Annotated in this window: 29 protein-coding genes; 14 read left to right on the forward strand and 15 right to left on the reverse strand. The window is 66.2% G+C overall.

From position 1 onward, the window contains the following. Window positions 1–10: 10 nt before the first annotated feature. The 3 genes from moaD to uvrC all read right to left on the reverse strand — a co-directional run bounded on the left by moaD (window position 11) and on the right by uvrC (window position 3,175). The gene (gene moaD, locus ACODTJ_RS04150) at window positions 11–304 is read right to left on the reverse strand and encodes a molybdopterin converting factor subunit 1 (RefSeq protein WP_454655956.1); all 294 of its coding nucleotides are present in this window, start codon (window positions 302–304) and stop codon (window positions 11–13) included. After that, on the reverse strand, window positions 301–912 hold the full coding sequence (gene pgsA, locus ACODTJ_RS04155) for a CDP-diacylglycerol--glycerol-3-phosphate 3-phosphatidyltransferase (RefSeq protein WP_454655957.1): 612 nt from the start codon (window positions 910–912) through the stop codon (window positions 301–303). The genes moaD and pgsA overlap by 4 nt, the downstream gene beginning before the upstream one ends. A 181-nt stretch (window positions 913–1,093) precedes the next feature. After that, a complete protein-coding gene (uvrC, locus tag ACODTJ_RS04160; RefSeq protein ID WP_454655958.1) occupies window positions 1,094–3,175 on the reverse strand; it encodes an excinuclease ABC subunit UvrC in 2,082 nt (693 codons plus the stop codon). Between the two features lie 356 nt (window positions 3,176–3,531). Here uvrC and ACODTJ_RS04165 point away from each other — a divergent pair, with 356 nt between their 5' ends. The 3 genes from ACODTJ_RS04165 (at window position 3,532) to ACODTJ_RS04175 (ending at window position 4,471) form a co-directional block, all read left to right on the forward strand. Next, entirely contained in the window at window positions 3,532–3,741 is a 210-nt protein-coding gene (locus ACODTJ_RS04165) for a cold-shock protein (RefSeq protein WP_293806237.1), read from the forward strand. 137 nt (window positions 3,742–3,878) lie between these two features. After that, window positions 3,879–4,169 carry a 30S ribosomal protein S21 gene (gene rpsU / locus ACODTJ_RS04170; RefSeq protein WP_454655959.1) on the forward strand — a complete coding sequence of 97 codons (291 nt, stop codon included), beginning with the start codon at window positions 3,879–3,881 and terminating at the stop codon, window positions 4,167–4,169. A gap of 41 nt (window positions 4,170–4,210) precedes the next feature. Next, window positions 4,211–4,471 (forward strand): hypothetical protein, encoded by a 261-nt coding sequence (locus ACODTJ_RS04175; RefSeq protein ID WP_454655960.1) that lies wholly within the window; start codon window positions 4,211–4,213, stop codon window positions 4,469–4,471. Between the two features lie 135 nt (window positions 4,472–4,606). Here the strand turns inward: ACODTJ_RS04175 and ACODTJ_RS04180 are convergent, their stop codons facing one another. Further along, a complete protein-coding gene (locus ACODTJ_RS04180) occupies window positions 4,607–4,963 on the reverse strand; it encodes a cupin domain-containing protein (RefSeq protein ID WP_488847650.1) in 357 nt (118 codons plus the stop codon). A gap of 116 nt (window positions 4,964–5,079) precedes the next feature. Between ACODTJ_RS04180 and ACODTJ_RS04185 the strand changes: the two genes are divergently transcribed. The 7 genes from ACODTJ_RS04185 (at window position 5,080) to ACODTJ_RS04215 (ending at window position 10,289) form a co-directional block, all read left to right on the forward strand. Beyond that, window positions 5,080–5,598 carry a MarR family winged helix-turn-helix transcriptional regulator gene (locus ACODTJ_RS04185; RefSeq protein WP_454655962.1) on the forward strand — a complete coding sequence of 173 codons (519 nt, stop codon included), beginning with the start codon at window positions 5,080–5,082 and terminating at the stop codon, window positions 5,596–5,598. Continuing rightward, window positions 5,595–6,167 carry a chloramphenicol phosphotransferase CPT family protein gene (locus ACODTJ_RS04190; protein WP_454655963.1) on the forward strand — a complete coding sequence of 191 codons (573 nt, stop codon included), beginning with the start codon at window positions 5,595–5,597 and terminating at the stop codon, window positions 6,165–6,167. Before ACODTJ_RS04185 ends, ACODTJ_RS04190 begins: the two co-directional genes overlap by 4 nt. 181 nt (window positions 6,168–6,348) lie before the next feature. Next, window positions 6,349–7,203, forward strand: coding sequence for a prolipoprotein diacylglyceryl transferase (gene lgt / locus ACODTJ_RS04195; RefSeq protein WP_454655964.1), 855 nt, complete (start codon window positions 6,349–6,351; stop codon window positions 7,201–7,203). Then, window positions 7,200–8,291 carry a class I SAM-dependent methyltransferase gene (locus tag ACODTJ_RS04200; RefSeq protein WP_454655965.1) on the forward strand — a complete coding sequence of 364 codons (1,092 nt, stop codon included), beginning with the start codon at window positions 7,200–7,202 and terminating at the stop codon, window positions 8,289–8,291. The genes lgt and ACODTJ_RS04200 overlap by 4 nt, the downstream gene beginning before the upstream one ends. A 45-nt stretch (window positions 8,292–8,336) precedes the next feature. Then, window positions 8,337–9,101: a peptidoglycan editing factor PgeF gene (gene pgeF, locus ACODTJ_RS04205; RefSeq protein ID WP_454655966.1), complete on the forward strand. Its 765-nt coding sequence runs from the start codon at window positions 8,337–8,339 to the stop codon at window positions 9,099–9,101. Window positions 9,102–9,240: 139 nt separating this feature from the next. Then, window positions 9,241–9,525: a hypothetical protein gene (locus ACODTJ_RS04210; protein ID WP_454655967.1), complete on the forward strand. Its 285-nt coding sequence runs from the start codon at window positions 9,241–9,243 to the stop codon at window positions 9,523–9,525. 134 nt (window positions 9,526–9,659) lie between these two features. Further along, entirely contained in the window at window positions 9,660–10,289 is a 630-nt protein-coding gene (locus ACODTJ_RS04215) for a 2-hydroxychromene-2-carboxylate isomerase (RefSeq protein WP_454655968.1), read from the forward strand. Window positions 10,290–10,292: 3 nt separating this feature from the next. On the opposite strand, the gene ACODTJ_RS04220 is transcribed toward ACODTJ_RS04215, so the two are convergent. Then, window positions 10,293–11,048 carry an SDR family oxidoreductase gene (locus ACODTJ_RS04220; protein ID WP_488847655.1) on the reverse strand — a complete coding sequence of 252 codons (756 nt, stop codon included), beginning with the start codon at window positions 11,046–11,048 and terminating at the stop codon, window positions 10,293–10,295. Continuing rightward, the gene (locus ACODTJ_RS04225; protein WP_454655970.1) at window positions 11,032–11,847 is read right to left on the reverse strand and encodes a glycosyltransferase family 2 protein; all 816 of its coding nucleotides are present in this window, start codon (window positions 11,845–11,847) and stop codon (window positions 11,032–11,034) included. Before ACODTJ_RS04225 ends, ACODTJ_RS04220 begins: the two co-directional genes overlap by 17 nt. A 374-nt stretch (window positions 11,848–12,221) precedes the next feature. Between ACODTJ_RS04225 and ACODTJ_RS04230 the strand changes: the two genes are divergently transcribed. Beyond that, a complete protein-coding gene (locus ACODTJ_RS04230; RefSeq protein ID WP_454655971.1) occupies window positions 12,222–12,872 on the forward strand; it encodes an outer membrane protein in 651 nt (216 codons plus the stop codon). 167 nt (window positions 12,873–13,039) lie between these two features. On the opposite strand, the gene ACODTJ_RS04235 is transcribed toward ACODTJ_RS04230, so the two are convergent. The 4 genes from ACODTJ_RS04235 to ACODTJ_RS04250 form a co-directional block, all read right to left on the reverse strand. Next, entirely contained in the window at window positions 13,040–13,642 is a 603-nt protein-coding gene (locus ACODTJ_RS04235) for a glutathione S-transferase (protein ID WP_454655972.1), read from the reverse strand. A 34-nt stretch (window positions 13,643–13,676) separates the two neighbouring features. Next, entirely contained in the window at window positions 13,677–14,528 is an 852-nt protein-coding gene (locus ACODTJ_RS04240; RefSeq protein WP_454655973.1) for a 23S rRNA (adenine(2030)-N(6))-methyltransferase RlmJ, read from the reverse strand. Between the two features lie 63 nt (window positions 14,529–14,591). Continuing rightward, complete coding sequence (locus ACODTJ_RS04245) at window positions 14,592–15,254, reverse strand: ribonuclease T2 family protein (protein WP_454658961.1); 663 nt, start codon at window positions 15,252–15,254, stop codon at window positions 14,592–14,594. 17 nt (window positions 15,255–15,271) lie between these two features. Continuing rightward, entirely contained in the window at window positions 15,272–15,730 is a 459-nt protein-coding gene (locus ACODTJ_RS04250; RefSeq protein ID WP_454655974.1) for a hypothetical protein, read from the reverse strand. A gap of 183 nt (window positions 15,731–15,913) precedes the next feature. Here ACODTJ_RS04250 and ACODTJ_RS04255 point away from each other — a divergent pair, with 183 nt between their 5' ends. Then, on the forward strand, window positions 15,914–16,549 hold the full coding sequence (locus ACODTJ_RS04255; RefSeq protein ID WP_454655975.1) for a pyridoxamine 5'-phosphate oxidase family protein: 636 nt from the start codon (window positions 15,914–15,916) through the stop codon (window positions 16,547–16,549). Between the two features lie 24 nt (window positions 16,550–16,573). Here the strand turns inward: ACODTJ_RS04255 and ACODTJ_RS04260 are convergent, their stop codons facing one another. Next, window positions 16,574–17,476 (reverse strand): DMT family transporter, encoded by a 903-nt coding sequence (locus ACODTJ_RS04260; RefSeq protein ID WP_454655976.1) that lies wholly within the window; start codon window positions 17,474–17,476, stop codon window positions 16,574–16,576. A gap of 136 nt (window positions 17,477–17,612) precedes the next feature. On the opposite strand from ACODTJ_RS04260, the gene ACODTJ_RS04265 reads away from it, so the two are divergent. Further along, window positions 17,613–17,936 carry an ArsR/SmtB family transcription factor gene (locus tag ACODTJ_RS04265; RefSeq protein WP_454655977.1) on the forward strand — a complete coding sequence of 108 codons (324 nt, stop codon included), beginning with the start codon at window positions 17,613–17,615 and terminating at the stop codon, window positions 17,934–17,936. Further along, window positions 17,933–18,487: an SRPBCC family protein gene (locus ACODTJ_RS04270; RefSeq protein WP_454655978.1), complete on the forward strand. Its 555-nt coding sequence runs from the start codon at window positions 17,933–17,935 to the stop codon at window positions 18,485–18,487. Before ACODTJ_RS04265 ends, ACODTJ_RS04270 begins: the two co-directional genes overlap by 4 nt. Here ACODTJ_RS04270 and ACODTJ_RS04275 read toward each other — a convergent pair whose 3' ends face one another. From ACODTJ_RS04275 to ACODTJ_RS04290, 4 genes are all read right to left on the reverse strand, one after another. Continuing rightward, window positions 18,488–19,012: a winged helix DNA-binding protein gene (locus ACODTJ_RS04275; protein WP_454655979.1), complete on the reverse strand. Its 525-nt coding sequence runs from the start codon at window positions 19,010–19,012 to the stop codon at window positions 18,488–18,490. It lies immediately after the preceding gene. Between the two features lie 113 nt (window positions 19,013–19,125). Then, window positions 19,126–20,115, reverse strand: a complete 990-nt coding sequence (locus ACODTJ_RS04280; RefSeq protein WP_488847662.1) for a TRAP transporter substrate-binding protein — start codon at window positions 20,113–20,115, stop codon at window positions 19,126–19,128. 40 nt (window positions 20,116–20,155) lie between these two features. After that, entirely contained in the window at window positions 20,156–21,460 is a 1,305-nt protein-coding gene (locus tag ACODTJ_RS04285) for a TRAP transporter large permease (protein ID WP_454655981.1), read from the reverse strand. Between the two features lie 2 nt (window positions 21,461–21,462). Further along, the gene (locus ACODTJ_RS04290; protein ID WP_454655982.1) at window positions 21,463–22,011 is read right to left on the reverse strand and encodes a TRAP transporter small permease; all 549 of its coding nucleotides are present in this window, start codon (window positions 22,009–22,011) and stop codon (window positions 21,463–21,465) included. Window positions 22,012–22,110: the final 99 nt, after the last annotated feature.

Below are 22,110 nucleotides of genomic sequence, written 5' to 3' on the forward strand. Positions count from 1 at the left end.
AACATGGCCGTCACCCGCCGGTCATCGGCGGAAAGAAGGCGATCTCGCGGGCTGCGCCCAGCCGGGCCTGAGGCTTGGCATGGACCTGATCGAGCGCGGCCCGCACGACAGTCTCATCGGCGAAGGCCATCTCGTAGCCCTCGCCGCGCGCCTTCAGCCAGCGCACGAGATCGGCGATGGTGGCGAGGTCGGCGGGGATATCGAGCGTTTCCTCGGGCAGGCCGACGCGCTCGCGCACCCAGGCGAAATAGACGATGCGGACCGGGCGCGTGCCCGCCGCGGCCATGGCGGATGCGGTGCTCATGGCGCGCGCTCGTCTTCCGCGACGAGATGGCGGATGCCGGCGTTGAAATAGTCCCAGCCGGTATAGATCGTCAGGCCGGCGGCGGCCCAGAGCAGGACGATGCCGATCGTGGTGTTGCCGGGCAGGACCTTGTCTCCGGCCGGTCCGACGACGAGGAAGCCGAGGGCGAAGAGCTGCGCCGTCGTCTTCCACTTGGCGACCTTGCTGACGGGGACGCTGACCTTCAGATCGGCCAGGAACTCGCGCAGTCCCGAGACCAGGATTTCGCGGCAGAGGATCACGATCGCGGCCCAGAGCGTCCAGCCTTCGATCTGGCCGGTATAGACCAGCATCAGCAGCAGGGCGGCGACGAGCAGCTTGTCGGCGATCGGATCGAGCATGCGGCCGATCGCGGATTGCTGGCTCCAGGCGCGAGCGATGTAGCCGTCGAGATAGTCGGTGATGGCGGCGAGCGTATAGATCCCGAGCGCGAGCCAGCGCATCCAATCGTCGCGCGGCCAGAACAGGATCGCCACCAGGGCCGGGATCGCCAGGATCCGCCCGTAGGTGAGGAGGTTCGGCAGCGACCAAGGGCCGCGCCGCCTGATGGCGTCTGGAAGAATCGTCACGGGATGCACCAAAGCAAGGCGGCAGCAGTAGCGTCAACACGCAACAGCGTGAATGTGGCAGAACTTCGCGGCCACGTCACTTTCGGGCGCGAGCGTCCGAGAGCGAAAAAACGTGCTTGCTTTTGAAGCAATCGAGCATTGCTCCCGCGAAACACCGGTTTCCGCTGTGTCGCGCAACGCTCTACGCGTCATGAAAGAAATCATGGACCGCCTTGGCGGTGGCCGCATTGACGCCCGGCGTGCGCATGAGGTCGTCGAGCTTGGCGCGCTGGATCGCCTTCACCGTGCCGAAATGCAGCAGCAGCGCCCGCTTGCGCGAGGGGCCGATGCCCGGGATCTCGTCGAGCGGATTCTTCATCGTCTCGCGTTTGCGTTTGGCGCGGTGGGTGCCGATGGCGAAGCGGTGCGCCTCGTCGCGCAGACGCTGGATGAAATAGAGGGCCGGGTCGCGCGGCTGCAGCTTGAAGGGCTCCTTGCCTTCCATGTGGAAGGTCTCGCGCATGGCGTTGCGATCTTCCCCCTTGGCGATGGCGACGAGCGGAATGTTGGCCGCGCCGAGCTCCTTCATGATCTTGAGCGCGGCGGTGAACTGGCCCTTGCCGCCGTCGACGATGACGAGATCGGGGCGGGAGGGGAAGCCGTCCTCGTCCTTGCGCGGCTTTGGCGCCTTTCGGGTCTTCTTCGGTAAGGCTTCTTCCGCAGGCGCATCCTGGAGAGTGATCTTCCCGGCCTCGCCGCCGACAGCTGTACTTTCCTGAGCGATCGGGGCCAGGTCGGTGCCACTCTCCTTCGCCAGCTTCGCGAACCGTCGCGTCAGCACCTCGCGCATCATGCCGAAATCGTCGCCGGCGATGGTGTCGGTCGAGATGTTGAAGGTGCGGTACTGGTTCTTCACGAAGCCGTCCGGCCCGGCGACGATCATGCCGCCGACGGCGTTGGTGCCCATGATGTGCGAGTTGTCGTAGACCTCGACCCGGCGCGGGGCGGTTTCCATGCCGAAGGCGGCCCCGAGCGCGACGAGCAGTGATTGCTGCCCGGCATTTTCCGCGAGCTTGCGGGAGAGCGCCTCGCGGGCGTTCTTGACTGCATGGGCCATCAGGTCGGCGCGCTCGCCGCGCTTGGGGTGGGCGACCTCGACCTTGCGGCCGGCGCGGGCCGAGAGCGCCTGCCCGATCAGCTCGATCTCCTCGACCGGGTGCGAGAGCAGCACGAGGCGCGGCGGCGGCTTGTCGTCGTAGAACTGGGCGACGACGGAGGCCAGCACCTCGGCCGGCGTCAATGAGCGGTCGGCGCGCGGGAAAAGCGCGCGGTTGCCCCAGTTCTGGTGATTCCGGAAGAAGAAGATCTCGACGCAGAACTGCCCGGCCTGTTCGTCGATGGCGAAGACATCGGCCTCCTCGACGCCTTGCGTGTTGATGTCCTGCCCGGCCTGCACGGCCGAGAGCGCGGCGAGGCGGTCGCGATAGCGCGCCGCCTTCTCGAATTCGAGCTCCTCCGCGGCTTCCTGCATCCGGGCCGAGAGCAGTTGCTTCACCGCCGAGGAGCGGCCGGAGAGGAAGTCGCGGGCCTGGCCTGCGAGTGCCTGATAGTCGAGGATCGAGACTTCGCCGGTGCAGGGGGCGGCGCAGCGCTTGATCTGGAAAAGCAGGCAGGGGCGCGTGCGGTTCTCGTAGAAGGAATCCGAGCAGGTGCGGATCAGGAAGGCCTTCTGCAGCGCGTCGATGGTGCGGGTCACCGCCCAGACCGAGGCGAAGGGCCCGAAGTAATCGCCCTTGCGCTGGCGCGAGCCGCGATGCTTCAGGATCGCGGGCGCGTCATGGTCCCCGGTCAGCAGGATATAGGGGAACGACTTGTCGTCGCGCAGCAGCACATTGTAGCGCGGCCGGAGCTGCTTGATCAGGTTCGATTCGAGCAGCAGCGCCTCGGTCTCGGTGCCGGTGGTGACGAACTCCATGTTCGCCGTCTCGGCGATCATCCGGGCGACGGCGTTGGTATGCGCCATGCCGCGGGCATAGGATGTCACGCGATTCTTCAGGCTCTTGGCCTTGCCGACATAGAGCACCTCGCCGGCGCGATCGAACATCCGGTAGACGCCGGGCCGGTTCGGCAGGTGCTTGGCGAATTGCTGGATGACCTCGATGCCGGCCTTGAGCGCACCGGGCGCGGCTTCGGCGAGGACGAGCGCGGGCTCGGCGCCGGGGAGGGTGTCCTCCTCGTCCTCGAATTCGTCCTGGGGCAGATCGTCCTGGCGTTCGCGACTCATGGCCTGCATGTAGGATGCCGCAGCGGCTTCGTCATGTCAGGAGAGGCACTGATTCAACGCTGAATCAACGGCTGCCTGCTTCTCGACGCGATCGATTTCGAGAAGAATCGGTGGTATTCGTTCAAGGTGTTTTTTCGCTGGCGACGTTGCCCGGTTTCGTTTTTCAGAAATCGTCGGGCTGGTCTCGATTTGACATCGGCCTTGTCATGGCCTATTTGTTAATTTCGATTTAGGCCTGATGATTTGGCCATTCGCGCCGCTTGAGCGCGACATGCTGATGATTTTCTTCCTCTGATCGAATTCACCGCCGCATGTTTTCCATGGGGCTTGGATAAACATGTTTGCGGGAGGCTTTCATGGCTTCTGGTTCGGTTAAGTGGTTCAACGCCACCAAGGGTTTCGGCTTCATTCAGCCTGACGATGGCGGCCAGGACGTTTTCGTCCACATCAGCGCTGTCGAGCGCGCCGGCCTGCGCGATCTGCGCGACGGCCAGAAGATCTCGTACGAGATCGTTCAGGACAAGCGTTCGGGCAAGAGCTCGGCCGACAACCTGCGCGCTGAGTAATCGTTCCGGAGCGGAACGACGCCGCCTTGAGGCCGCCGCGGATGTACCGGCGCCACGACACGACGTTTCGCACCAACGGTTAAGTGAAGGGTCGGGACTACAAGCCCGGCCCTTTGTGCTTTCTGGAAAGGATGACCATGCAAGTTCTCGTTCGGGACAACAATGTCGAGCAGGCGCTGCGCGTCCTGAAGAAGAAGCTGCAGCGCGAAGGCGTGTTTCGCGAGATGAAGCAGCGCCGCGAATTCGAGAAGCCGTCCGAGCGCCGCGCCCGCGAGAAGGCCGAGGCGGTCCGTCGTGCCAAGAAGGCTGCCCGCAAGCAGGCGCAGCGCGAAGGCCTGCTGCCGGCGCCGAAGCGCAAGCTGCCCGTCGGCAAGGGCCGTCCCGGAGCCGGCCCTGGAGCCGGAGCGCCTCGTCCGGCCGCCGTCTGAGCGGCAACGGCCGACCCGCGTCAGTCGAGTAGGAGTTTCGCATGTCGAGCCGCAACATGAAGCTGGACGAGATCAAAGCCCGGGCGCAGGCGGCTTTCGAGACGACCGAGCAGCGTCGCCAGGATGCGCTCGACGCGTGGCAGGCGCTTGAGGACGAGGCCGGCCAGGCCCGCCTCAAGACGGAGAAGCTGCGCGCCCTGCGATTGGCCAGGGACGCCGAGGAGGCTGCTGCCAAGGCGGCGGCCCCGGTTCGCAAGGTGGCCGCAAAGCGCCCGAGCCGCGCTGCCGCGAAGGCGCTTTGATTCTGCGCTGACGAATCTGCCGGGGCTGGGCGCCCATGCGCCGCGCCCCGCGTTTTTCCCACGACCGCGCAGGCCTTGAGGCCAGGTGGAGCCTGCCATCGCCAGCGCATCGGTCCGCCCAGCCGCCGTCGACGCTCAGGCCGCGGCTTCGTCCTCGACCCAATCCTGAACGATAGCCGTGTTGGCATGGATGCAGATGAGCTCCAGCCGCCCGGGCCCGATATTGGCGAATTTATGGGGGATGCCGGCCGGGCCCACCACGATCGCTCCGGCGCTGGCGCGCAGCGTCTCGCGGCCCACCGTGAATTCCGCCTCGCCCGATCGGATCACCCAGGTTTCCGAGTAGGGGTGGACATGCAGGCCCGGCCCTTGTCCCGGCTCGTTGTCGACCAGGAAAAACGAGACCTGCGAGCCGTACCCGCCGCCTTCGAACCGTGCCGTCCGGCTTGCGCCGCTGCGCAGGATGTCGCTGTCGATCGCTATCGCCGCCATGATGTCCTCCAGTTATCTTTGTGCAAAGATAGTTCCCGAGAAATATCTTTGTGTCAAGATATCTCTTGGCGCGAGGCTCGCTCTGGGGCAGAGGAGAGGCCGGGGAAGGGCAGGCTATGACGAAGATGGACCATGTCGAGCGGGTCAGGGCGCAATGGGCCCGCGAATTGCCGGATCTCGACACGACGCCGACTGCGATCCTGGGGCGGGCCTATCGCCTGTCCAATCTCGTGCGGCCGAGCATCGAGGAGACCTTCGCCGGGTTCGGGCTCGATCGCGGTGAGTTCGACGTCATCAGCACCTTGCGCCGCAGCGGGCCGCCTTATCGATTGGCGCCGACGGCGCTCTATCGCGCGCTGATGATCACCTCCGGCGGGTTGACGCACCGGCTGGGGCGGCTCGAGAAGGCCGGGTTGGTGCGCCGCGAGAAATCGGCGGAGGATGGGCGCAGCCTGCTCGTCGTCCTGACGGAGCTGGGCTGCCAGCGGGCCGAGGACGCGCTCCGCGCCGACATGGCGAGCGAGGCGCAGTTCCTCGCAAGCCTGGACCCGGCCAAGCGAGTGGCCCTGGCGGAGCTTCTGAGGGAGCTTCTGGCGACGCTCGAAAGCGAAGCCCGGCCGGAGCAGGAGGGATGACCCCCGCCGGGCCCGGCCGCACCATCCTGCTCAACGGCGCGTCGAGCAGCGGCAAGTCTTCGTTGGCGCGTGCCATCCAGGCGCGGATCGACGCGCCGTTCTGGCGTATCTCGATCGATCACCTGCGCGATGCCGGCGTGCTGCCGACGGCCCGGATCAGGAGCGGCGAGTTCGACTGGCGGACCATGCGGGAAGCCTTTTTCCTCGGCTTCGAGCGCTCGCTCCTCGCCTATGTCGAGGCCGGCAATGACCTCATCGTCGAGCACATCATGGAGAGCGAGGCCTGGTTGCTGCGTCTCGCGGACACGCTTGCGGGCCATGACGTGTTCTTCGTCGGGGTGCATTGCGCGCTGGAGGAGCTGGAGCGACGCGAGCGCGAGCGTGGGGACAGGCCGATCGGTGACGCCCGGCGCGACTTCCACCGCATCCATTCCTATTGCCTCTACGATGTCGAGGTGGATGCGATGCAGGAGCGGGATGCCAATGCCGACGCCGTCATCGCGGTATGGCGAGCGCGCTCGCGACCGTCCGCTTTCGAAAGGTTGCGCGAGCGGCGTGCTCGCGGCTGAACGCGGCCGGATGATCGCCTTGCCATGTCATCCTTGCGTTTGCGCGGGCTTTGCGAGCGGCGAGTTTCAGGGGCCGGACCGTTTGCCGGGATGGTGAGGCAGGCTGCCACGGGCCAGCCTTTTTCCTTGACCATTCAGCGGAGGCGCGGCCATCTCGCCGCGCCCGCCACCGGATTTTGCCATGCCCGTCTTCGCCATTCCCTTTCCGATGATCGACCCCGTCGCGGTGCAGCTCGGGCCGCTCTCGATCAAATGGTACGGGTTGGCTTATGTCGTCGGCCTGCTTGGCGGCTGGTGGTATGCGCGCAAGCTCGTCGCTGCCGATGAGCTTTGGGGCGGGCGAGCCCGGCCTCAAGCCATCGAGCTCGACGACATGCTGCTTTTCGTCGCCTTCGGCGTGGTGCTCGGCGGGCGCATCGGCTTCGTGCTGTTCTACGATCTCGCGCGCTATCTCGAGCGCCCGCAGGACATCTTCGCGATCTGGCAGGGCGGCATGTCCTTCCATGGCGGGTTGCTCGGCGCGACGCTGGGCCTGTGGCTCTTCGCGAAGCGTCGCGGCTATCCGGCGCTGTCGGTGTTCGATCTCGCCGCCGCGGTGGTGCCGATCGGGCTCCTGCTCGGGCGCATCGCCAATTTCATCAATGGCGAGCTCTGGGGCCGGCCGGCGCCTGATTTCCCCTATGCCATGGTGTTCCCGAATGGCGGGCCGCTGCCGCGCCATCCGAGCCAGCTCTACGAAGCCTTTGGCGAAGGGCTGTTGCTCTTCATTCTCGTGAATCTGCTGGTCCGGGCCGGCGGCTTCCGGCGGCCGGGCTACGTCGCCGGCGTCTTCGGCATGGGTTATGCGGTCGCGCGGATCGTCTGCGAGTTCTTCCGCGAGCCCGACCCGCAGCTCGGCTTCCTGTTCGGGACCTCGGTCGATGCGCTCTCGGGCGGTATCACCATGGGCATGCTGCTCTCGCTGCCGGTGTTCTTCGCCGGCCTGTGGCTGGTGCTGCGCAGCAAGCACGAGGCGCCCGGCGAGGCGCGGGCGTGACCACGCTCAAGGCCGAGATCATCGAGCTGATCCGGCTGGAAGGGCCGATCGGCATCGGCCGCTACATGGCGCTGGCGCTCGGCCATCCCCGCCACGGCTATTACATGACGCGCGATCCTCTCGGGGCCGGGGGCGACTTCACCACGGCGCCCGAAATCAGCCAGATGTTCGGTGAGCTGATCGGGCTCTGGGCGGCCCATGCCTGGCAGGCGATGGGCGCGCCGGCACGGTTCCGCCTCGTCGAGTTCGGGCCGGGGCGCGGCACGCTGATGGCCGATATGCTGAGGGCGACGCGGATCGTGCCGGGCTTCCATGCGGCGCTGTCCGTTCATCTCGTCGAGACCAGCCCCGTCCTGCGTGGCCGGCAGGCGACGGCGCTGAAAGGGTTCGAACCGGTCTGGCACGATACGGTGGCCGGCGCGCTCGACGGCCCGGTCATCGCGGTCGCCAACGAGTTCCTCGACGCCCTGCCGCTCGACCAGTTCGTGATGACGCCCGAAGGCTGGCGCGAGCGGCTGGTCGGGCTCGACGATGACGGCGACCTCGCCTTCGGCGTGTCGGCTGCGGGAGGGGGCACGCTGAAGATCACCGCACCTGTCGGCACTGTGCTCGAGCAGCCTTCGATCGCGCTCGATATCGTCGCGCAGCTTGCCGGCCATCTCGCTTCGGCAGGCGGGGCGGCGCTGCTCATCGATTACGGCTCGGCGCGTTCCGGCTTCGGCGATACGCTGCAGGCGATGAAGCGGCATGAGTTCGTCGCTCCGCTGGCGGAACCGGGCGAGGCGGATCTCACCGTCCATGTCGATTTCGAGCGGATGGGGCAGGCCGCGCTCAAGGCCGGCGCCGCGCTGCACGGGCCGGCGACGCAACGCGATTTCCTGTTGGCGCTGGGGCTGCCGCAGCGGGCGCAGGCGCTGTCGCTCAAGGCAGACGCGACCCAGCGGACTGCGATCTCCGCCGCCTTCGACCGCCTGATCGAAACGGGCGAGACCGGCATGGGGGATTTGTTCAAGGTTCTCGCGCTATCGCAGCGGAACCTGCCGCCCCTGCCCGGATTTGACCTTCATCGGCTGCCAGATCGGGGCTGAACCCAGCGGGGCCGGTTGCGGCCTTGCGCCAACCGGATCACGCCCATGTTCATCACCGCCCGCGAACTCGCCGGAGAAGCCGGCATCCGTCACGCCTTCTTCACGCGCGAGGGTGGTGTCTCGACCGGAATCTACGCGTCGCTGAACGGCGGGCTGGGCTCCTCAGACGATCCGGCGGCGATCGCGGAGAACCGGGCGCGGATGGCGCGCCATCTCTCCGTTGCTCCCGAGAACCTGATCAGCCTCTACCAGGTCCATTCCGCCGATGTGGAAGTGGTGACGGGTCCCTGGCCGGGCGATCGCCCCAAAGCCGATGCGATGGTGACGACTGCCTCGCATGTCGCGCTCGGTGTCTCCACCGCCGATTGCGGGCCGATTCTTTTCGCCGATGGCGAGGCGCGGGTGATTGGCGCCGCCCATGCCGGCTGGAAGGGCGCGTTCACCGGCATCGTCGGCGCGACGGTGACCGCAATGGAGAAGCTCGGCGCCCGCCGCGAGCGCATCACCGCCGTGCTCGGCCCCATGATCAGCGCCAGGGCCTATGAAGTGGGGCCGGAATTCATCGAGCGCTTCAAGGCCGAGAACCGGACCTATTCGCGTTTCTTCACACCGTCCGAGCGTGCCGCGCACGCGATGTTCGACCTGCCGGCCTTCATCGGGCTCAAGGCGCAGGAGGCTGGCATCGGCCGCTTCGTCGATATGGGCCTGTGCACCTATGGCGACGAAAAGCGCTTCTTCAGCTACCGGCGCACGACCCATCGCGGCGAGCGGGATTACGGCCGCCTGATCGCGGCGATCGCGCTCGACTGAGCCGATAGCGGTTGATGAAGCGGTGCGACGGCTTGTCGCATCGCTCGAGCAGGAGCATCGTTCCGGCTGCCGCGGGGAACGCATCGCTTCCTTCAGGCGCGTGTCCTTCAGGCGATGCATTCAGATGCAGGGGGCCGAGATGGAACAGATCCTGATGAACCTGATCGCGGGTGCGATCGGCGGCAATGCGGCTGGCAAGGCCAGTCCGAGCTTCGATCTCGGGACGCTCGGCAACACGATTTCCGGTCTCGTCGGCGGCGGCGTGCTCGGGCAACTGATCCCGATCCTGCTGCCCGCGATCAGCGCAGCGGCGCAGGGCGGCAATCTCAGCATCGGTGGCATTCTCACCAATCTGATCGCGGGCGGCGCCGGCGGGGCGGTCCTGACCGCGATCATCGGCGCGCTGAAGAACAAGGCGGCCTGACAGGCCCCTGCATGGTCTTATGAGCTCCCGGCTTCTGGCGGGGCCGGGCTGCGCAGGATGCACGGCCATGGCCTTGCACGAAGGGCCGGGCGGCGGCGATGCTTGCGCTGTCTGCAAAAGCCCGCGAGGCGATCTTGTCCCGTTCGATCACCTATTACTTCTCGCTGCATTCCCCCTGGACCTATCTCGGCAATGCGGCCTTTCACGCCATCGCCCGCCGGCATGACTGCACGATCGACTATCGGCCGATGCCGCTGCGCTCGGTGTTCGACGAGACGGGCGGCCTGCCGCTGCCGAAGCGACATCCGGTCAGGCAGCGTTATCGGCTGCTCGATCTCCAGCGCTGGCGCGAGGCGCGTCACCTGCCGCTCGTGCTGCAGCCGAAGCATTTTCCCTTCGACCCGTCGCTTGCCGATCGCATGACCATCGCAATCCTGGCCGAGCGCGGCGATCCGTTCGCCTTCATCAGCGACGTGATGGCCGGCTTGTGGGCGCGGGACGAGGACATGAGCCGCTCCGAGGCGCTGCTGGCCTGCGCGGTGCGGGCCGGTTTCGACGAGGCGGCGCTGCTCGACGCAGCCGAGGGGGCTTCGGTCAAGCTTCGCTATGAGGAGACACTGGGCCAGGCTGTCGAAGCCGGCGTCTTCGGCGCGCCGAGCTATGTTCTCGGAGGCGAGGTGTTCTGGGGGCAGGACCGGTTCGACCTGCTGGATTCGGCGCTGGCCAGCGGCCGCGCGCCCTATCGGGCGGACGGCGCTGTCTAAGGATCAGCCGATGATGTCGGGGGTGCGCCAGCCGAGATGCTGGCCGGCATCGACCGCGATCATCTGGCCGGTCACGGAACTGGCCCGCGCGAGATAGAGTACCGCCTCTGCGATCTCCTCGGGCGCGATCCTGCGCCCGAGCAGGGTGCCCGCGGCTTCCTGCTCCAGCCGGTCGGCGCCGTCATAGCTGTTCGGAAAGGTCGGGCCGGGACCGACCGCGTTGACGCGGATGCGCGGAGCCAGCGCCTGCGCCATGGTCCGGGTCGCAGTGAGCAAGGCAGCTTTGGTCAGGGTGTAGGAGTAATATTGCGGCGTCAGCTTCCAGACGCGCTGGTCGACGATATTGACGACCGCGCCCTTGGCATCGGCGGGCAGGCGCTCCGCCATAATCCCGACCAATTGGGAGGGGGCGCGCAGGTTGATCGAGAACTGACGGTTCCAGGTGGCGATGTCGAGCGAGCGGACATCGTCGGCGACAAAGCTCGCGGCATTGTTGACCAGCAGCGTGACCGGGCCGAGCGCCTTCTCGGCCGCGGGAATCAGCGTTGCCACGGCTGCCGGGTCGACGAGATCGGCGCTGAGCAGGCAGGTCTTCGCACCGCTCGCTTCGAGCTTCGCAGCCAGCGTCTCCGCTTCCTCACTGCTGTCGCCGTGATGGATCGCGACCGCATAACCGGCGTCGGCGAGTTTCTCGACGATGGCGCGGCCGATTCGGCGGGCGCCGCCCGTAACCAGAGCGACCTCAGTCATTGCGGCCATCGCGATCCGTCGGAAGCAGTGGGGCCTCGGCCGAGGCGCGCCGCTGCAGGCGACGCTCCCAATGCTTGGCGACGCGCAGATAGCGATAGAAGGCGTAGTTCATCGCGGTCATGAAACCATAGATGCCGCGAAGCGCGTGGCGGCGCCCGATATAGGCCTTGAGGAAGTTGGCGGGGAATTCGGCGACCAGCCGGAAGACGGAGAGCGTCCCGCCGCGCGCGTCGAGATCATCGGCCTGCGCATCGCTATAGGCGTTGAGCTTGTCCATCTGTTCGCCGAGAGAGCGGACCGAGAAATGATGCACCGTCCCGCGCAGGCGCCCGATTCGGGCATCCGGCAGAAGGTCGACCCGGTCATGCACGGGTGAGGTCGAGTAGCGGCCCTTGCTCTTCCGATAGAGGCGCACCGGCGCGAGCGCGTAGGCGAATCGATGGGGCGCGCCTTCGCCCGGGAAGATCTCGGCGATTCTCACCTTGTAAGCGTCCTTCGGCGGCGTGCCGGCTGCGAACAGGGCGGAGATCTCCGCGGCAAGATCGGGCGGGACGACCTCATCGGCGTCGAGATTCAGCAGCCAGTCGTGGCGGCACTGCTCTTCGGCGAAGCGCTTCTGCTGGCCATAGCCGGGCCAGGCATTGAAGATGACGCGGGCGCCGAGCGCCTCGGCCAAGGCCTGGGTGCCGTCGGTCGACCCGGAATCGACGAGGACGATGTCGTCGCTCAGTCCGCGCGCGGCTTCGATCGTACGGCCGATCCGGTCTGCCTCATTCTGGGCGATGATAAAAATCGAGAGGGGCGGCACGGTTCTTCTTCGGTTCCTGTCGTCTCAAGGCTTAAGCACGCGCGGGACGGAGCGGCAAGACAAGCGAAAAAAGCCATGCCCGCGGCGGGAACCTTCAGAAAGCAGCGGCGTTTTTAGGCCGGGCCATGTTCCTAGGTCGGCATGGGGTCGAAATACTGTTAGTATTCGATTTACCATGGTGGCTAGTCGCTGGTTGGTTAACCTGGCTTTACCTATTTGAGTTCAGTTATCGCATTCGTGCCGCATTTCTGCCGTGGTCTGCAAGGCAGATGTGCTTCCGATGCAACAGACAAAGCCGGCTCCCCGTCTTATAACGAGTTCATCGAAATCAACCGCCGGGTTTTCCGGCGACAGCGACGACTAAGGAGTTTGTCATGAAGAAGTATCTGCTTGCGAGCGTTGCCGCGCTCGGCCTCGTCGCCGCTGGCGCCGCCTCGGCTGCTGACCTGCCGTCGCGCAAGGGCCCGGTTGCCGCTCCCGTCTACATGCCGCCGGCGTTCTCCTGGACCGGCTTCTACGTCGGCGCCAACGCCGGCTACGGCTGGGGCAACGTGAATGCCAACGGCTGGGCCAATGTCGGCGATCTCGACGGCTTCGTCGGCGGTGGCCAGATCGGCTACAACTACCAGATGGGCCAGTTCGTTCTCGGCCTCGAGGCTGACCTGCAGGGCGCTGACCTCAGCAGCGGCAACAACCTCGGTCTCCTGAACGTCAAGACCGACTACTTCGGCACGGTCCGCGCTCGCGTCGGCGTCGCCTTCGACCGGTTCATGCCCTACATCACCGGTGGTTGGGCCTACGGCAACGTGAAGTCCTCGATCCCGGCGATCGGCTTCTCGTCCGACCGCAGCCACACCGGCGGCTTCGCCGTCGGCGGCGGCCTCGAGTACGCCGTCACCAACAACATCATCGCTGGCGTCGAGTACCTCTACGTCGACCTCGGCGAGAAGAACATCCTTGGCGCCAACACCAAGGTCGGCACCGACTTCTCGGTCGTTCGCGCCCGCCTCAGCTACAAGTTCTGATCCTCTCCTCCCGGAGACAGAACGGACCCGGTGGCCTCGGCCACCGGGTTTTTTGTTGCCTGAACGCAGTGCCTCCGCGGCAGCGGGCATGAAAAAGCCGGCGACCAAGGCCGCCGGCTCCAGAATGTTCTTCGCTGTCTGCGGCGCGATCGGTGCCGCCGCGCGGATCAACCCTTGAAGCGGGTCGCCTCGAAAGCGGGAACGCGGGCGGCGAAATCGTCGAGCCAGGCGACGAGCTTGGGATGGCCCGCGCGCCATTGTCCCTCGAAACGCAGGTCGAGATAGCCGAGCGCGCAGGCGACCGCGATCTCGCCGATGCGCGGGCGGTCCGGGAAGGCGGGCGGCGCAGCTTCGAGTGCTTCCAGCCCACGCGAAACCTTGCCGTCCTGATGCGCGACCCAGTTGGCGTTGCGGGCTTCCTCCGGGCGGAAGCGTCCTTCATAGACCTTGAGCAAAGCGGCATCGCAGATGCCGTCGGCCAAAGCCTGCAGGCGCAGCTGGGCGAAGCGCGCTTCGCCGGCCGGGATCAGCTTCCCGCCACTGAGATGGTCGAGATAGTCGACGATCACGCGCGAATCGAACAGCGTCGTGCCGTCCTCCAGCACTAGCGTCGGGATCTTGCCGAGCGGGTTCTGCTGGCGCAGGACCTCCGACGGATCGGTCGTGTCGGCCGCGACGATCTCGATCCTGTCCATCAGTCCGAGTTCGAGAGCCGCCATCTTGACCTTGCGGCCGAACGGGGAGGCGGGGGAAGAGCGCAGGACGAGCATCGGCGGTATCCTCGGGGCGGAGCAGAGAGATCGATCAGCCGTCGGGGCGGATCGCCTCACAGTGATAGCGCGGTCGCGGTCCCTGGGCGAGGCGTTCGGTCAGCGCCGGCAGCAGCGTTTCCGCCTCCTCGGCCAGCCGCCAGGGCGGGTTGACGACAAGGAGACCGGTGGCGCTGAGCCCTCCCGCGGCTTCCGGCCGGTCGACATCCATTTCAAGGCGCAGGAGCCGGCCGATTCCGGCATCGAGCACCGCGTCCATCACGGATTCGATGCCGCTGCGATCCTTGATCGGATACCAGAGCGCATAGATGCCGGTTGGCCATTTGCGATGCGCTGCGATGAACTGGTCGGCGAGCGTGGCGAACTCGTTCTTCTCCTCGAAAGGCGGGTCGATCAGGACGAGGCCGCGACGTTCCTTCGGCGGAACATTGGCCCGCAGCGCCGTCCAGCCATCGATGGCGAGCGGGATGCAGCGCTTGTCGCGGCCGATGGCGTCGGTGAGCTTCTTGTAGGTCGGGGGATGGAGTTCGGCGGCGACCAGCCGGTCGTCGGGCCGCATCGCATGACGGCAGAGCCAGGGCGAACCGGGATAGGTGCCGGCGCCGTGGAGCGCGCGGGCGCCATCCAGCGCGGCGCGATAGGGAGCAAGCAGGACCTCGACGGCGGGAGCGAGGGGCGAGCGGTCGATTCGTGCGACGCCGTCCTTCCATTCATGCGTCCTGAGCGCCTCTTCCGAAACAAGATCGTAGCGGCCGCTGCCGGCATGGGTGTCGACGATGCGGTAGGGCGTCGGCTTGGCGTTGAGATGCAACAGGATGCGCGTCAGCACGACATGCTTCAGCACATCGGCGAAGTTTCCGGCGTGAAAGCCATGGCGATAGTTCATGCCGCCGTTGGTAGAGGAAGCCGCTCCCGACCGGAAGCGGCAAAGTCCCACCTCATTGCGCTTTCAGCGCGGCGCGACGACGGTGAACTCGCGGGCACGGCAGCCGGAGCGGTCGACCTGCTGGCAGGAGCGGAAGTCACGGAGATCTTTCGAGAAGCAGATCTTGACCTCCTGCAGCACGCCGCGCTTGCAGGCGACCGACATCATGTCGGAGCGCAACCCGGGATTGGCGGCGGCGAAGGCGCGTTCGAGGTCGATCGCGGTCCAGGTCTGGTCGCGCTCGGCCTTGGCGAGGGTCGGCGGGATGACCACCTTCTCGCGGGCGCGGCGGACGTCGCGAAAATAGTCGCTCGGGCTGGAGCCCGTGCAGGTGCCGTGCTTGCGCCACTGGTAGCGGGCGAGGCCCTCGCTCGGGAACAGGCCTTCGGCCTGCTCCATCGCGATCCGCGAGGGCGTGCGACCGGACGGGCCGCATTCGCTGGGATAGCCGCGCTCGTTCTGCGGCCAGAGCCCATGCACGACGAAGCGCAGGCCGGCGCCTTCGCCGCATTGCTCGCGGTTGCGCGAACGGTCGCCATCGAGCTCGCAGAAGCCCGGCGACCATGACAGCGCCAGGACGTAGAAGTCGAAATCGCCCGGCGTGCCGCCGCGCTGACCGAAGCCCTGCGCATGGCCGGCGCCGGCGAAGCCGAACAGCACCAGGGCCGCGATCGCCAGCCGTTTCATCATCGGACGACCTGCGCTCAGGGGCGCGCCATCTTGCAATCGGGCGCATGGGTGCGCTGCCGGTCGAGGCCGTTGACGCACCAGTTGACGTTCCAGGTCAGGCCGAAGAGGCCCAGATTCTCGCGCACGGAATAGTCGACGCGACGGAACTTGCCGTCGTTGAGCAGAACACGGCCGCTGCAGAAGCGCCGCGGGATGAAGTCCGCACCCCAAGTGCGAAAGCCGATCTGCCCGATGCGGTCATAGGACAGCGCCTGGAGCGGACCCCAATAGGTGCTTTCGCGCGAGTTGAAACGACTGGTGACTTCGCTCAGCACAGCCGGATCGTCGCAGCCGGGAAGATTGCCGTACATCGCGAAGGTCCGGTTCTCCGCCCGGTCCAGCGGGTGAACGACACGGCCGTTCGCGGCGCCAGCGGCAAAGGCCGTGAGGCAGGCGAAGGAAACAAGGGCGGTTCGCAGCAGGGCGCGGCGCATCGAATCAGGCCTCGTTTGGGAGGGCGAATATGACGCGCACGATGGCGATGTGCCGGTCACGGGTCAAGGCGCATGCGAACCGGGTGGTGCCATGCGGGCAAAGGTTGCCCGGCAGAAGCCGCTGGTGCTGGTGCGGGAAACTGCGATCGGACAGATTGTCGGCAGGAAACACGGGGAAACGGCATGACGGACTGCTTCGACGACCCGACGGCTCGCATCGACGATGCGGATGCCTTGCGCGGCCATATCGGGCCGGTATCGCCGCTGGCGGCCAGCAAGATGCTGCGCCGACTCGATCAGTTTTGCCGCGATTTCATCGCGCTTTCGCCTTTCCTCGTGCTTGCGAGCTGCGATGCACAGGGCAATGCCGATGCCAGCCCGCGCGGCGACGGGCCGGGCTTCGTGCGCGTCCTCGACGACAAGACCTTGCTGATCCCAGATCGGCGCGGCAACAACCTGATCGATTCCTTCCGCAATATCCTCTCGTCGCCTGGCGTCGGGCTCGTGTTCATGGTGCCGGGCATCCCGGAGACCCTGCGCGTCAACGGCAAGGCGCATGCGACGCGCGATGCCGCCTTGCTGGCGCCTTCCATCATGCAGGAGCGCGTGCCGGTGACCGGACTCATCGTTTCGGTCGAGGAGGCCTATTTCCACTGCGGCAAGGCGCTGATCCGCTCGAAGCTCTGGGATCCTGCGACGCAGGTGCCGCGCCACTCCTTCCCGACATTGGGCCGCATTATCGCCGACCAGACCAAGGCGGTCGACGGCGACGAGGCCGACCGCAATCTCGAGGAAGCTTATCGCACGCGCCTCTATTGAGGACGCACGGAAGCGGTGAGGCCGTCAGGGCGCGCCGGCTCCGGTCGCTTCGAGCACCGCCGGCGCCGGGGCGGCCTTGCGTTCGAGGATGAGCAGGACGAGGCCCGCCGCCACGATCAGGGCCGCGCCGCAGAGCATGGCCGGGGTCGGCCAGTCGCCGAAGATGAACCAGCCGAAGACCAGCGCCCAGACGATCAGCGTGTACTGATAGGGTACCACGACCGAGGCTTCCGCCAGCTTGAGCGAACGGGTGACGCAGATATGCGCGCCCATCGCGACGATGCCGAGCAGGCCGAGCAGCGCGGTGTCCTTCAGGCTCGGCGTCACCCAGCCGAAGGGCAGGAGCGCCAGCCCCATCAGGAGCGCGCCGAGCGTCTGCCAGGTGACCAGCGTGACGTCCGGCGTGCCGCGCAACTGGCGGCCGGCGATCATCATCGCGGCGAAGAAGAAGCTGCCGAGCACGGCGATCAAGGCCGGCATGGAGAAGCTGGCGCCACCCGGATTCAGCGAGACCGCGACGCCGGCGAAGCCCAGCGCGAGGGCGAGCCAGCGCCGGCCGTCGATGCGCTCGCCAAGCACGAGCGCGGCAAGGATCACGACCCAGACCGGCGCAGCCAGCCAGATCGTCATCGCATCGGCGAGCGGCAGATAGGTCACTGCAAGATAGAACAGCGCGACCTCGCCCGACGAGAACAGCACGCGCAGGGCCTGCAGTCCGGGACGCTCCGGTCGCAATGTCCGCTGCACGCCCTGCTTGAAGACGAAGGGCAGGATGACGGTGAGCGCCGCCAGGCTGCGCACCACCAGAAGCTGGCCGACCGTGTAGGTGGCGACCAGCCATTTGCCCATCACGTCGTTGAGCGAGAACAGCAGGATGCCGAGCACCATCATGGCGATGCCGGCGAGCGAGGCGTTGCGGGTGGTCATGTCAGGCGAAAGGCTTCCAAAGGCGCGCCACCACTGGCGGAGTCCGGGGCGCCTGGCAATCCGCGTTTCCGCATGCCGCCATGACCTCCTAATATTAAGTGTTGACTTAATTAAGTGAATGGCAAAATTATGGGCCATGGATCGCTTCGCCGCCCTTGCCGACCCGACACGCCGCAGCATCGTCGAAATGCTGGGCGAGCGGCCGCTATCGGCGGGAGAGGTCGGTGCCGCATTCAGCGCCAGCGCCCCGGCGATCTCGCAGCATCTCAAGGTGCTGCGCGAGGCAGGCCTGGTGACGGTGGAGGTCCGGGGGCAGCAACGGATCTACCGGCTCGATCCGGCCGGGCTCGAGGCGTTCGACGCCTGGCTCAGCAAGGTCCGGCGCTTCTGGGGACGCCATCTCGATATCCTGGAACAGGAACTTACGAAGCCCGAGCAGGGCGAGGGAGATATCCGATGAACGAATATGGCGTCGTGCTGGAAAGTGGCGCGGTGCGCTTCGAGCGCCTGCTGCCGGGGCCCGTGGAACGGGTCTGGTCCTATCTCACCGAGTCGGAGAAGCGCGGGCAATGGCTGGCCTCGGGCGTGTTCGACCTCAGGGTCGGTGGCCATACGGAGATGCTGTTCAAGCACTCCGAGATCACCGACGAGGCGCCGCCGGAAGCCTACCGCAAGGTGCACGAGCGCGGCGTGCGCTCGACCGGGACGATCACCCGCTATGAGGCGCCGCGGATCATCGCCTTCACCTGGGGCGGTGGCGCGGAGCCGGAATCCGAGGTCGAGTTCGAGCTCGTGCCGAAGGGCGAGAAGGTCCTGCTGGTGCTGACGCATCGCAAGCTGCCCAGCAAGGCGGAGATGACCAGCGTCTCCGGCGGCTGGCACATGCATCTGGGCCTGCTCGAGGACCTGCTCACGGGCGCATCGCGGCGCGGATTCTGGTCGCGTTTCGTGGCGCTCGATGCGGACTATGCCGCACGCTATGCGGGCCTGCCCGAGCCGGGACAGGGCTGATCAGAGGCTCGCCGCCGCGCGCGCCGCCTGGTCGTACTGGCCGGAGAGCGAGCGCATCGCGGCGGCGATCTCGGAGAGACGGGCCGGGTCGGCGCCGGCTGCGCGGACGGATTTGACCAGGAGCTGCTCGCGGATCTGGGCATAACGCCGGCAGGCTTCCTCGCCGGCCGCTGTGACCTCGACGGTCTTCTCCTTGCCCTTGCGACCGCCCTTGAGCAGCTTCAGCCGTTCGAGCTTCTTCAGCGAATAGTTCACCAGATGCGTGTCCTCGATATTGAGGACGAGGCAGATATCGGCGAGGCGCTTGGCCTTGCCGCGGTGATTGACGTTGTGCAGCACGAGCACGTCGAGCGGCGAAAGATCGGCGATGCCGGCCGCCGCCATGCAGCGGACCATCCAGCGCTGGAAGGCGTGCACGGTCATGCTCAGCGCGAATTCGAACTCCGACAGAGCCGGCAGGGCTCCCGAGGCGAGATGGCCGGAGGAGACGATCGGACCGAGGTCGTCGGGGGACGGGGAGGTCATCGCGCTCGATTATCCTGGATACAGAAGCACTGGGTCATCCCGGACAGGCCGCGTCAGCGGCGCCGATCCGGGATGACCGTGATGTTGATGGGCCTTGTGGCGACGCCGACGCCTTACATCTTCTTGTAGGCGTCGACGATGGCCTGGCCTTCGGCGCCGGCCTTCTTCAGCCAGTCGGCGGTGAGCTGCTCGCCGGCCTTCTTGAAGCCGGCAGCCAGCGCGGGCGAAGGCGCCTGCACCTTCATGCCCTTGGCCTTGAGCTGGTCGAGATACCAGCCGGCCTTCTCCTGCCACATCTTCCAGCCGCGCTCCTCGGCGGTGGCGGCGGCCTTGAGGATCGCGTCCTGCGTCGCCTTGTCGAGGGCGTTGAAGGCGGCCTTGTTGACGAAGGTGGCGTCCTTCGGGATCCAGGCCTGGACGTCATAGAAATGGCTCAGCGATTCCCATGCCTTGGAATCGTAGCCCGTGCCGCCCGACGACATGAAGGAATTGACCACGCCCGTCGCCAGAGCCTGCGGCAGTTCCGCGGCCTGGATCGTGACCGACTGCATGCCGAGCAATTCGCCGAGGCGGGCCGTGCCGACATTGTAGGAGCGCCATTTCAGCCCCTTCATGTCTTCGATCGTGTTGATGTCCTTCTTGGCGTAGACGCCCTGCGGTGCCCAGGGGACCATGAAGAGGAGCTTGATGCCCTGAGCGTCGAGCTTCTTCTCGATTGCGGCCTTCGAGGCCGTGTAGAGCTTGCGGGAATCGGCGAAGGAGGTCGCCAGGAAGGGCACGACGTCGATGCCGAAGATCGGATCCTCGTTCTCGTGCAGCGATATCAGGACCTCGCCCATCTGGGCCTGGCCGGACGCGACGGCGCGCTTGATCTCGGGCGCCTTGAACAGCGAGGCGCCGGGGTGGACGGTGATCTGAAGCTTGCCCGATGTCGCGGCCTCGACGTCCTTGGCGAAGAGCACGAGATTTTCGCTGTGCGGGTTGTCGCCCGGATAAGCGGCCGGCAGGTTCCATTTGGTCTGAGCCGAGGCCGGCATGGCGAAGGCCAGCGCGCTGGCGCCGAAGGCGAAGGCGGCGGTCGTGATATGTCTGCGGTTGATCATGTCATTCCCTCTCTCTTGCTTGTGGTGATGGGGCCGAGGATCAGTCCGGGAAGGCGAGCTTCGGCAGGTAGAGCACGATCTGCGGGAAGGTCGTGATGATGAGGACGGCGATGTTCAGCAGAATGAAGAACGGAAATGCTGCTTTCGCAATTGTCCAGGTGTCCTTGCCGCTCATGTTCTGCAGCACGAACAGGTTGAAGCCAACCGGCGGCGTGATCTGCGCCATCTCGACATGGATGACGAGGTAGACGCCGAACCAGACGAGGTCGAAGCCCGCTTCCTTGACCATCGGCAGGACGATGACGGCGGTGAGCACGATCATCGAGATGCCGTCGATCAGGCAGCCGAGGATGATGTACATGCAGGTCAGCGCCAGCACGAGCATATGCGTCGAGAGTTGCTGCCCCTTGACCCACTCGGCCAGCGCGGCCGGGATGCCGGTATAGGCCATCGCCGCCGTGCAGAACGCGGCGCCCGCCAGGATCAACATGATCATGCAGGTCAGCCGGGTGGCGCTCATGATGCTCTCGAAGAGCGTCTTCCAGGTCAGTGTGCCGCTCCACCAGGCCAGGAACAGCGCACCGGAGACGCCCCAGGCGGCGCATTCGGTCGCGGTGGCGAAGCCTAGGATGAGCGCCAGGAAGACCGCCGCGATCAGCACGAGGCAGGGTAGCAGCTTCATGGATTGCCGCAGCTTCTCCATGAACGGCATCGAGGGGTCGCGCGGGGGCGTCTTGTCCGGGTTGAGCAGCGACCAGATGATGACGTAGCCCATATAGAGCGCCATCACGAGCAGGCCTGGCAGGAAGCCGCCAAGGAAGACCTGAAGCACGGAGACGTTCGCGGTCACCGCGTAGACGACCATAGGGATCGAGGGCGGGATCAGCAGGCCGAGCGTGCCGGAGCCGGCAAGCGTGCCGAGGCTCAGCTTCTCGTCATAGCCACGCTTCTGAAGCTCCGGCAGCGAGATCTTGCCGATCGTCGCGACCGTCGCGGCAGAGGAGCCCGACACCGCGGCGAAGATGCCGCAGCCGACGATATTGGTATGGATGAGCCGGCCGGGCAGCCATTGCAGCCACGGCGAGAGCCCCAGGAACATCTGCTCGGACAGGCGTGTCCGGAACAGAATTTCGCCCATCCAGATGAAGAGCGGCAAGGCAGTCAGCGTCCAGCTGCTAGCGGAACTCCAGACCGTAGTCGCGAGCACCTGGCCGATCGGCACGTCGGTGACGAGCCACATGGCGAGCAGCCCGACGAGGCCGAGGCCGACGGAAATCCAGATGCCGGAGCCGAGGACGAGGACGAGGAAGCCGAGCAGGACGAGCGAGAGGACAGGCAGACTCATGATCAGACGCCTCCGCCCTGGGCGACTCGCTCGACCAGTTCCTCGACCGATTTCGGCGGCTCCGGTTCGTAGGTCGGTCGGCCCGTTCGCAGGACGATGACGAATTCGTCGACGATCGCGATCAGAAGCGTTCCCAGCCCAAGCGCGAGGGAGAGCTGCGGGATCCAGAGCGGCACCGAGACCACGCCCGTGGACATGTCGAAATACTGCCAGGAATCATAGGCCAGTTTCCCGGTCTGCCAGGTGAAATAGCCTATGAAGAGCGCGGCGACGGTGAGGGCGAAAAGCTCTGCGGCCCTCTTCACAGGTCCGTCAAGGCGCTCGATCAGCAGCCCAACCCTGATCATCTCACCCTTCTTGAAGGTGTGGGCCAGGCCGAAGAAGGCCATGGCGGCGAAGGCCCAGCCAGCGAAATCGTCGCCGGACGGCACGTTGAAGTTGATCTCGCGCCCGACCGAAAGAAGCATCATCAGGATGAAGATCACGATCAGGCACAGCCCGGCGATATAGCCGGCGGCGAGATAGAGGATGTCGAGTGCGCGACGGATCATCGAAGGCGCTCCCACGGGATGGGAGCGCAGGCGCGCTCGGTTGCCAGGATTGCTCGCATTGTCGCATCCTCCGCTTTCGCGCCGGCCCGGCCCCTCAGC

The organism is Allobosea sp. FG18 (assembly GCF_057809495.1).

What these genes read in the sequence shown, in the direction of transcription:
- ACODTJ_RS04175 (WP_454655960.1), top strand. Translation starts at nt 4,211, where the DNA reads ATGTCGAGCCGCAACATGAAGCTGGACGAGATCAAAGCCCGGGCGCAG.
- ACODTJ_RS04275 (WP_454655979.1), bottom strand. Translation starts at nt 19,012, where the DNA reads ATGACCTCCCCGTCCCCCGACGACCTCGGTCCGATCGTCTCCTCCGGC.
- ACODTJ_RS04185 (WP_454655962.1), top strand. Translation starts at nt 5,080, where the DNA reads ATGACGAAGATGGACCATGTCGAGCGGGTCAGGGCGCAATGGGCCCGC.
- ACODTJ_RS04250 (WP_454655974.1), bottom strand. Translation starts at nt 15,730, where the DNA reads ATGCGCCGCGCCCTGCTGCGAACCGCCCTTGTTTCCTTCGCCTGCCTC.
- ACODTJ_RS04190 (WP_454655963.1), top strand. Translation starts at nt 5,595, where the DNA reads ATGACCCCCGCCGGGCCCGGCCGCACCATCCTGCTCAACGGCGCGTCG.
- ACODTJ_RS04220 (WP_488847655.1), bottom strand. Translation starts at nt 11,048, where the DNA reads ATGGCCGCAATGACTGAGGTCGCTCTGGTTACGGGCGGCGCCCGCCGA.
- ACODTJ_RS04165 (WP_293806237.1), top strand. Translation starts at nt 3,532, where the DNA reads ATGGCTTCTGGTTCGGTTAAGTGGTTCAACGCCACCAAGGGTTTCGGC.
- ACODTJ_RS04290 (WP_454655982.1), bottom strand. Translation starts at nt 22,011, where the DNA reads ATGATCCGTCGCGCACTCGACATCCTCTATCTCGCCGCCGGCTATATC.
- lgt (WP_454655964.1), top strand. Translation starts at nt 6,349, where the DNA reads ATGCCCGTCTTCGCCATTCCCTTTCCGATGATCGACCCCGTCGCGGTG.
- ACODTJ_RS04210 (WP_454655967.1), top strand. Translation starts at nt 9,241, where the DNA reads ATGGAACAGATCCTGATGAACCTGATCGCGGGTGCGATCGGCGGCAAT.
- ACODTJ_RS04280 (WP_488847662.1), bottom strand. Translation starts at nt 20,115, where the DNA reads ATGATCAACCGCAGACATATCACGACCGCCGCCTTCGCCTTCGGCGCC.
- pgeF (WP_454655966.1), top strand. Translation starts at nt 8,337, where the DNA reads ATGTTCATCACCGCCCGCGAACTCGCCGGAGAAGCCGGCATCCGTCAC.
- uvrC (WP_454655958.1), bottom strand. Translation starts at nt 3,175, where the DNA reads ATGAGTCGCGAACGCCAGGACGATCTGCCCCAGGACGAATTCGAGGAC.
- ACODTJ_RS04180 (WP_488847650.1), bottom strand. Translation starts at nt 4,963, where the DNA reads ATGGCGGCGATAGCGATCGACAGCGACATCCTGCGCAGCGGCGCAAGC.
- ACODTJ_RS04235 (WP_454655972.1), bottom strand. Translation starts at nt 13,642, where the DNA reads ATGCTCGTCCTGCGCTCTTCCCCCGCCTCCCCGTTCGGCCGCAAGGTC.
- ACODTJ_RS04245 (WP_454658961.1), bottom strand. Translation starts at nt 15,254, where the DNA reads ATGAAACGGCTGGCGATCGCGGCCCTGGTGCTGTTCGGCTTCGCCGGC.
- rpsU (WP_454655959.1), top strand. Translation starts at nt 3,879, where the DNA reads ATGCAAGTTCTCGTTCGGGACAACAATGTCGAGCAGGCGCTGCGCGTC.
- ACODTJ_RS04270 (WP_454655978.1), top strand. Translation starts at nt 17,933, where the DNA reads ATGAACGAATATGGCGTCGTGCTGGAAAGTGGCGCGGTGCGCTTCGAG.
- ACODTJ_RS04240 (WP_454655973.1), bottom strand. Translation starts at nt 14,528, where the DNA reads ATGAACTATCGCCATGGCTTTCACGCCGGAAACTTCGCCGATGTGCTG.
- ACODTJ_RS04255 (WP_454655975.1), top strand. Translation starts at nt 15,914, where the DNA reads ATGACGGACTGCTTCGACGACCCGACGGCTCGCATCGACGATGCGGAT.
- ACODTJ_RS04230 (WP_454655971.1), top strand. Translation starts at nt 12,222, where the DNA reads ATGAAGAAGTATCTGCTTGCGAGCGTTGCCGCGCTCGGCCTCGTCGCC.
- moaD (WP_454655956.1), bottom strand. Translation starts at nt 304, where the DNA reads ATGAGCACCGCATCCGCCATGGCCGCGGCGGGCACGCGCCCGGTCCGC.
- ACODTJ_RS04260 (WP_454655976.1), bottom strand. Translation starts at nt 17,476, where the DNA reads ATGACCACCCGCAACGCCTCGCTCGCCGGCATCGCCATGATGGTGCTC.
- ACODTJ_RS04265 (WP_454655977.1), top strand. Translation starts at nt 17,613, where the DNA reads ATGGATCGCTTCGCCGCCCTTGCCGACCCGACACGCCGCAGCATCGTC.
- ACODTJ_RS04285 (WP_454655981.1), bottom strand. Translation starts at nt 21,460, where the DNA reads ATGAGTCTGCCTGTCCTCTCGCTCGTCCTGCTCGGCTTCCTCGTCCTC.